The sequence below is a fragment of the Leeuwenhoekiella aestuarii genome, from assembly GCF_004104055.1.
In the GTDB taxonomy this organism is placed as follows: Bacteria; Bacteroidota; Bacteroidia; order Flavobacteriales; family Flavobacteriaceae; genus Leeuwenhoekiella; species Leeuwenhoekiella aestuarii.
The window spans coordinates 55,601-61,789 of the sequence record NZ_QOVJ01000013.1 but is presented as its reverse complement, the minus strand read 5'-3'; the positions used below and the strand labels follow the sequence as shown (position 1 = coordinate 61,789).

The window sequence follows — 6,189 nt, the reverse complement described above, 5'->3', positions numbered from 1 at the left end:
CAGAGCCGCTAAACTCTATCAGTTCAACCCGGAAACCTATCAACAACTCCTGGAAAAAGGTTTTAATTTTGAGTTTTAAGATTCAAAACTTAATACATAAAAAGCCCTTACAGAACATTTTGTAAGGGCTTTTTTATATTTGACAATTACTCGATATTTAAATACTCCGAGACTTGTCTCATTCTAAATATGTATTGTTCAATTTAATGCTACGCGGGCTTGTTCTGAAGTAGTTTAATTACTTCCAGCCGCCACCCAGGCTTCGGTACAATTCTATATTTGCAATGAGAATCTGTTTTTTAGTATTGATTTCATTGAGTTCGCTTTCTAAAGCATCACTCTGTGCGGTAATAACTTCAAGGTAATTTGCAAAACCACCTCTAAAGAGTAGCGCAGCATCTTTCAATCCTTTTTGAGTGACTTCGATACGCTCTTGAGCGATCTTATATTCTTCCTTCAATTTATTAATTCGGGTTAATGAATTAGACACATCTTCAACCGCACCAATCAAATTATCCTTGAATTCCAATTGTGCAATTTCACGTTCGGTTAAAGCTACCCGATAATTGGTTTTAAGTTTTCTGTTATTAAAAATAGGCTGAAAAATAGAGCCGTTAAGCAATGCAAAAGCAGAACTTACAGGATCCAGAAAATTGCTAAGATCCATCGAATTCAAACCGAGTCCCGCACCAATAGAAAGCGAAGGGTATTTTAAAGCTTCAGCAACACCGGTTCTTGCATTTTTTGAGATAAGTTCATATTCTGCCATTGCAACATCAGGTCTGTTTTTTATAAGTTCTAAAGGAATACCCGTCTTGTATCGTTTCTGAAATTCAATTTCATCAAAATCTACATCCAATGCAATAGGTCTGGGCGATCTACCCAATAAGCGATTGAGTTTGTTTTCTTGTACGGTGTATTGACGCTCTAGTTGTGGAATCAAAGACTTTGCCTTTAGTTGTTGCGATTTAGTCTGCTGAAGTGCCAAAGAGGTCGTCTCACCGGCGTCATACTGTAGCTTCACAATATTGAAGGTACTGTCGTTCAACGCATAGTTTTTCTGCGCAACTTCAACTTGAGACTTCAACATTACAAGATTGTAATATGTTGAAGCAACTTCTGCAATAAGCTCAGTTTGTATGAGTTTTTTAAATTCCTGACTTTTCATAAAGTCTGCTCGGGCAGCTTCTTTTTGCCATCTCAGTTTTCCCCAGATATCTACTTCCCAATTCGCCTGGAGTGCAGAAGTATACTCTAGACGTTCTGTATACAAGCTCGTTGGTACATTCTCGCCGTGATTTCTTCTCGCCCGATTAGAGCCATAATTATTAAAGTTTTCAGAATAATATTCTCTTCCAAAACCTGCCGGAGTTGCATTTACAGAAGGTAGAAAGTTAGCTTTAGACTGCGCTAAATATTCTAAACCTATATCCATATTACGCATTGCTTTCTGTAAATCTATATTGTTTACTAAAGCAGTATCTATAAGCGCTACAAGCGTGCTGTCTTCTATAAAATCGCTCCACGGAATACTAGACATCAACAAACTGTCTCTAATTACTGAAGCTTCAGCGAGAGAATCATTTAAAATAGAATCTTTTACATAAAACTCTTCAGAAACCTCTTCAAAATGAGGTCGCTCATATTTTTCACCCACTTTACAACTTGCTAAAACCAGTATGCTTATTAAGAACAAAGCAGCTTTACTCATGAGGTTTCCAATATTCGGCTTTCTTTTTTTTGTATATATATTGCTATTCGTTTTCATAGTAGGTAGGTTAGTTTTCTTCTTCAATTTCTTTATCGCCAAATCGCTCTAGGTTGTATTTATCATGAAGCATCTGAAAGATATAAGCCATCACCGGGATCACAAAGATCCCCAATACAATACCACCTATCATTCCGCCGGCGGTACCTATACTCACAGAATGATTACCCTGTGCAGACGATCCTTCAGCAAACATTAGCGGTACAAGTCCCACGGTAAATGCAAGAGAGGTCATGATTATAGGTCTGATACGCAATTCACTTGCCTTAAGCACAGCATCAAATGCTGATAAGCCAGAACGTCTTTTCTGTGCCACAAATTCTACGATCAGAATTGCATTTTTTGCGAGCAAACCGATCAACATTATGATACCTATCTGCACATAAATGTTGTTATCTAAGCCAGCTAAATTAATCGCAGCAAATACACCAAATATACCTACAGGCAGCGAAAGCATCACCGCAAGCGGAAGTAAGAAACTTTCATATTGAGAAGCCAGAATAAAATAAACCAACAGAATGATGATGATAAATACAATCATGGTATCTCCACCAGAATTCTTCTCCTCAAGACTCATACTCGTCCACTCATAGCTCAATGTTGCCGGGAGTTTCTCGCTGGTGAGTTCTTCAATTTTCTTCATAACATCACCAGTACTATACCCTTTTGCAGGAGTTACATTGATCTTAGCAGCGTTATATAAGTTGTATCTATTAACAACCTCTGGTCCATAGGCTTGTTCTAATTTTACAAGCGTATTTACGGGTACCATCTCGCCTCGATCATTTTTCACAAAAATGCTATTGAAAGATTCCGGAGATTCTCTGAACTGAATATCAGATTGCATATACACACCATACTGTCTGCTGAACCTGTTAAAATCTCCCGGTTGTACCCGGCCAAAATACGATTGAACCGTAAACATCATATCTTTTACACTAACTCCTAAAGCCTTTGCTTTTTCGTAATCAATATCTAAACGATATTGTGGGAAATTAGGGTTAAAAGCTGTAAAAGCATTACCCACTTCTTTCTCATTACTCAGTGTATTGATGAATTCATTTACAATCTGACCAAATTCTCCCAAGTCCCCATCAGAGCGATCTTGAAGCATAAACTGCACGCCATCAAAATTACCAAAACCTTGAATCGTTGGTCGTGGGTACATATTAAAATCGGTTTCGTCTATCTGATTCAGTTTTGCAAGAAGGTTGTCTATCACTTCTGAAATTTCTGTGATCTCACCGCGCTCTGCAGCGGGTTTCAATTGAACATAACCTAATCCGGAAGACGGACTGTTAGCGTTATCTACGACATTAAAACCAGAAACGGTATTAACTCCTTTTACAGCCTCATCCAGTTGTAAAATAGAATCTGCTTTACGCAATGCCGCATTGGTACGGTGTAATGAAGAACCTTCTGGCATTTTCATGGAGAAAATCAAAAAGTTATCATCTTCTGTAGGAATAAAAGCACTCGGAGTAATCTTAGAAAGAAAAACAGTAGCAGCAATTATCGCAGCAAGTGCACCAACACCAACCCATTTATGTACTAAAAACCAACGAACGATTTTTAGGTATTTTTCGGTGAATTTGTCAAAACCAGAATCAAATTTACGCAGTCCTTTACGACGCATTACTTTAGCCTTACGAATCTGTCTTATTTCAGAAACAGTCTTTGCCATTCCGCGTTTTTTCTTATCGCGCTTTTTCTTTCCGAAGAAAATCTTAGTTAGAACAGGAGTAAGGGTTAATGCATTTATTGCTGAAATTAAAACCGCAAAAATAATAGTATAAGCAAACTCTTGGTAGAATACCCCTACAGGTCCGCTTAAGAATGCCACAGGAAGAAACACTGCAGCGATCACAACCGTGATCGAAATAATTGCACCTGTAATTTCATCCATTGCTGCAGAAACTGCTCGCTTTGCTGAAAGACCGTGATGGGTCATTTTCTCGTGTATGGCTTCCATTACCACAATGGCGTCATCTACCACAATACCTATGGCCAGTACCAGTGATAGCATACTCAATACGTTCATTGAGGCACCTATGATATTGAGGAAAAAGAAGGTACCTAATAAGGAAACCGGAATCGAAATCGCAGTAATGATCGTTGCTCTAAAATCCTGAAGGAAAATAAAAACCACGATAAAAACCAGAATAAAAGCTTCTACTAAAGTATGCATTACCTGACTCATAGATTCATCAATCTGGTCACGTACACTGTATGTGATCTCATAATCTATGCCTTCTGGAAATAATTTTTTCTGTTCTTCTAGTATTTCACGAATGCGCTCATCAATGGTTTTTGCGTTCGCCCCATTCATTTGCACAATATCTATAGTAACCGAAGCTTTTCCGTCAAGTCTATTTTCACTGGTATAGTTAGAAGCACCAAATTCTACACGGGCAATATCTTTTAAATGCAGTTGGGCACCATCTTCATTAGTTTTGATAACAAGATTTTCATATTCTTCAATCTCATTAAAACGCCCGTCGTATTTCATTACGATCTCAAAGAGCTCGTCTGAGTTTTCCCCGAATTTACCTGGTGCAGCTTCAAAGTTTTGATCTTTTATCTGATTGAAAACTTCACGCGGAGTAAGGTTGTACGAAGCCATTTTTTGTGGATTCAACCAGATACGCATCGCATAATCCCGCTGACGTAGAATTGAAGCTTCGGCTAAACCTTCAACCCGTTTTAATTCCCGACGTATATTGATACGTGTATAGGCATTCAAGAAGGTTTCATCGTAGGTAGAATCTTTACTGAAGATATTGATCGTCATGATACTACCTTTCATACGCTTGGTCACAGAAATACCAGCCTCAGTAACTTCAGGGGGTATTTTTTCAGTAATTACAGAAATTCTATTTTGAATATCTACTGCAGCCTGATCAGGATCGGTCCCCGGCTTAAAGTAGATTGTAACACGTCCTCTACCAGAGTTAGTAGCGGTAGAGTTGGCGTAGGTCATATTTTCGGTACCATTAAGCGCTTCCTCGATGGGAAGCAAAACCGACTTTGCAACGGTCTCTGCGTTACCACCTGGGTAATAGACAGCTACACTCACACTGGGAGGTGCAATCTCTGGGAAACGTTCTACGGGTAACGAAGTGATACTTGCAGCACCAGCAAGCACTAAAACTATTGTGATAACCAGCGTAAAGACCGGTTTTTTTATGATTTTTTTGAACATAGGTTAGTTGTTTCGGTATTGATTAAATACGAAATAGTCTACTTGAAAAATGTTGGGTGTAGTTTACAGACTGCTGGTCAACTGACCGCGTTGTATGGGTTTAACCTTGATTCCGCTAGCCAGTTTATCAATCCCGGAAAGCACAATACGATCGTCTGGAGATAAGCTTTTTGAATCAACAATGTAGTTGTCTCCTGAGCGTCCTTTAGTAATAATTTCGCGACGCTGTGCCAGATTGTTTTCATCTAAAATAAATACAAACTTTTTATCCTGAATAAAGGTAGTCGCACTTTGTGGAACTAGAATCGCATTCGGATAAATCTCTTCCATTAAGATTTTACCGGTATTACCAGAACGTAATAATGTATCAGGGTTATTGAATTTTGCACGAAGCATAATAGAACCTGTAGTACGGTCTATCTGACCAGAATTCGCATCTATCTGACCGCTGTTCTCATAAATAGAACCATCAGCCAAAACTAGTTTTACCTCGTCGTTGACCCGGTTTGATAAGGTATCATTTTTTGCACGTTCAAAGTATAAATAGTCAGACTCACTCATAGAAAAGTAAACATAAATATCATTTACGTTAGACAGGTTGGTAAGAGGTTCAGCATCTGTTTGCTTTACAACGTTTCCTATAGACTTGGGAATACGCCCCATAAAACCATTTACGGGCGCTTTAATAGTTGTAAAGTCAAGATTGATACGCATATTTGCAGCTTGTGCCTGCGCTTGTTGAAGGGAAGATAATGCAACCTGATAATCTGCTTTTACAGATTTCATGCGCACTTCAGAGATCACTTCATTATCAATAAGGGGTTGTAGACGCTCTACATCACTTTGAGCCTTTTCTAATTTTGCTTTTTCAAGATTTACATTAGCTACCGCATTTTTATAATCTTCCATATATGGTTGACTATTTACTTTAAATAGAGGTTGTCCTTTTTTTACGAACTCACCTTCATCAACATATATTTCTTCTAAAATACCATCAACCTGTGGACGAATCTCAACAGACTCAACGCCTTCTATAGAGCCTACATATTCAAAATTCTTAGCAGCACTGGTTTCTTTTAAAGAAATAACGGGTAGTGGTAATCCTTCATCTTTAACTTCTTCTTCTCTACAAGAGCTTAAAATGACAAGACCGAATAGCAAAGCAAAAAAACTAAAGCTATGCGGAGTAGTATACATATTTTTCATTTCATTTTTTATT

General features: G+C 38.2%; 3 protein-coding genes. All 3 read right to left on the bottom strand.

Annotated elements, in window-relative coordinates:
* Nucleotides 1-238: 238 nt before the first annotated feature.
* The gene (locus tag DSM03_RS18010) at nt 239-1,768 is read right to left on the bottom strand and encodes a TolC family protein (RefSeq protein WP_128762943.1); all 1,530 of its coding nucleotides are present in this window, start codon (nt 1,766-1,768) and stop codon (nt 239-241) included.
* 10 nt (nt 1,769-1,778) lie between these two features.
* Nucleotides 1,779-4,970, bottom strand: coding sequence for an efflux RND transporter permease subunit (locus DSM03_RS18005; RefSeq protein ID WP_128762942.1), 3,192 nt, complete (start codon nt 4,968-4,970; stop codon nt 1,779-1,781).
* A 63-nt stretch (nt 4,971-5,033) separates the two neighbouring features.
* Nucleotides 5,034-6,176, bottom strand: coding sequence for an efflux RND transporter periplasmic adaptor subunit (locus tag DSM03_RS18000; protein WP_236638954.1), 1,143 nt, complete (start codon nt 6,174-6,176; stop codon nt 5,034-5,036).
* Nucleotides 6,177-6,189 lie beyond the last annotated feature (13 nt).

Excerpts from the sequence above, each read along its gene's own strand:
- DSM03_RS18010 (WP_128762943.1), bottom strand. The coding sequence starts at position 1,768 with ATGAAAACGAATAGCAATATATATACAAAAAAAAGAAAGCCGAATATT.
- DSM03_RS18005 (WP_128762942.1), bottom strand. The coding sequence starts at position 4,970 with ATGTTCAAAAAAATCATAAAAAAACCGGTCTTTACGCTGGTTATCACA.
- DSM03_RS18000 (WP_236638954.1), bottom strand. The coding sequence starts at position 6,176 with ATGAAAAATATGTATACTACTCCGCATAGCTTTAGTTTTTTTGCTTTG.